1 protein-coding gene is annotated in these 2,350 nt (G+C 37.4%); it reads left to right on the top strand.

The genetic code is table 11. The annotated features are described in order from the left end of the window. Positions 1-14 precede the first annotated feature (14 nt). A partial coding sequence (locus QZU45_RS12150; protein ID WP_295355668.1) for a UvrD-helicase domain-containing protein occupies positions 15-2,350 on the top strand: 2,336 nt, incomplete at its 3' end.

Raw genomic sequence — 2,350 nt, 5'->3', positions numbered from 1 at the left:
AAGTATGGAGGGAAATGTTCTATAAAAGCAGTGATCTCGACAGAAAACTGCTGCATAACATCCTAAAGCTAAATGATCCCTCGGTATTTGCTGACCTAATGGACAAGATCGGCAAAGTTCAGTCTATTGATCCTCTGGCAAAAGACACCTACTATGGCTTCTACATAAATGACATATATGAAGCAGAGAGTTTTTACTCAAAAAAACATAAAACACCTGAAGAAAGGCTTCGATATCTTCTGAAAAAGGTAAAAGAGTGTAATGAAAAATTCAGTGATAGTATAAAAACAGCTTTCAAAGCCGTATTAAACTTCTCGCCTTTTAAAAAAGAAGGAATTGATCCGCTTTATCCAAAGGATAAACTGACAAAAGGGCCAAAAGCGTTCTTCGCACTTATAGAGGATTACAACTTAAGAAATAGAGTAAGCTCTGAAGACATTACAGATAAAGTTTTATCAGAGTTTGAAAGCTTAATTTTGAATCTTCCATTTAATAACACAGATAATGTCTGTTTTACAGGAAATACGAAGGCAGAAAAACATTTTAAGAATAAAACTCTGACCCTAAAGTTTGAATCCGTTGTAAAAGACCTAAAACAGCAGGTTCAAAGAAAGATGGAGTCACTTGAAGTCTTATATGCAGAAATCTCATTTAACATTGCCGTTACAATGCACAGGAGATTTAAAGAGATCTGCTCTTCGTATAATGTTATTTCCCTTGATCAGGTTCTTTTTGAACTGGCAGAATGTCTTTGCACCTCTGCAGAAAATGAAACGCAACGAGAACGAGCAGAAAATCTTTCAGCTCTGCTTAGACGCAGATATCCTGTAGCGCTTATTGATGAATTTCAGGATACCGATCCAATTCAGTTTGAAATATTTAACAGTATTTATTTTAAAGATACCTCTAAAGACTCAGTCTGTTACCTCATCGGCGATCCAAAACAGTCTATCTACAGATTCAGAGGATCTGATATCAACTCATACAATAAAGCGAAGGAAGCTATTGATGCAAAAAAAGGAAAACGCTATGAGCTTCCAACAAACTACAGATCCGCATCAGCGATAGTTGAGGGAGTAAACGCAATCTTCAGGCAGGAACCTGGCCCACAGGAAGAAAATAAAACAGTATCTCCTGATTATCCATATCTGCCAAATGCCTTTAATTACGACTCGAGCTATCAGGACAGCAATATCAGCTTTTCGCCTGCCGGCTACGATCCAAAGAAAGAAGGTACAGGCATCTTCTTTGAAGACGATAAAACTACTCTTATCAACAATAAGGTGGTTAACCTTAAGCTTGAACTTGAAAAAAATAATAATATAAAAAGTGATACTCTCAGAAAGGTTGTTGCTCGTGCCACGGCTATAAACATTTCAGAATGTCTAAATAAAGCATATTTCTCTGACTCAAAAAAAGAGGAGAACTCTGACTCAAAAACAGAGGATGAGAACAAGAAAAAAGTTCTGCCTGGAGATATAGCTGTTCTGGTTAGAACCGGAAAGGAAAGTCAGGAAATAATCAACGCTCTTAAAGAGCTAAATATTCCAGCGGTTTATTATTCAGATAAATCCTCTGTGCTCTTTGAGTATGACAACACTCACGGAGTAATTGAAAGAAAGCCTTCTGAGGCAGCATTGAATATAGTTTATCTCATGGAGGCTATCTGTAATTACACCAAAAAAGACAAGATTGCCCGACTATTCGGTTCATCTCTGATATCACCAGATTTCGATGAATTTAAAAAGGTTATCAACGAAGATAAAATTGACGAGGAGATCCAGCTTTTAAGCGAATGTCTGAAAAAATGGGAAAGCTTTGGATTTGCCACTGCTTTTTTCTATTTTCTGATGAAAAAAGAGCTGTTCAGCAGAATAATGAGTCTGGATTCTGGAGAGAGAGCCTTGACTGACTATATTCATATCTCTGAAATTATTCAGACTCAGCATGGCAAAATACTGGGAGCGAAAAGTCAGCTGCTCTGGTTTAAGGACATGCTCTTCTCATCTGAGAACGACTATTATGACTCTGATTTTGAGAAAAAACGCCTCGAATCAGAAAAAAGTCTGGTAAAAATCTACACTATTCACAGCTCAAAGGGACTGCAGTTTCCGCTGGTGTTTCTTCCATATCTTTATAACAAAGAAGGATCAATGGATGACAGTTTAAAATCCTTATGTGGCAGCTCCAGAAAAATATATACCTACTACGATCCAAAGCAACAGCACCTGGCAATCACTCTGAATAAAGATTATCCCGTTCAGGTAGGAAATGACACCATAACAGCAGAAAACATTGTAAAGCGGGAAACTATGCAGGAGAATGTTCGTCTTGCATATGTTGCTCTAAC

This window comes from uncultured Succinivibrio sp., from assembly GCF_902756765.1.
Taxonomy (GTDB): Bacteria; Pseudomonadota; Gammaproteobacteria; order Enterobacterales; family Succinivibrionaceae; genus Succinivibrio.
The sequence above is the reverse complement of the archived record's forward strand: the minus strand, read 5'-3'. Positions and strand labels throughout refer to the sequence as shown.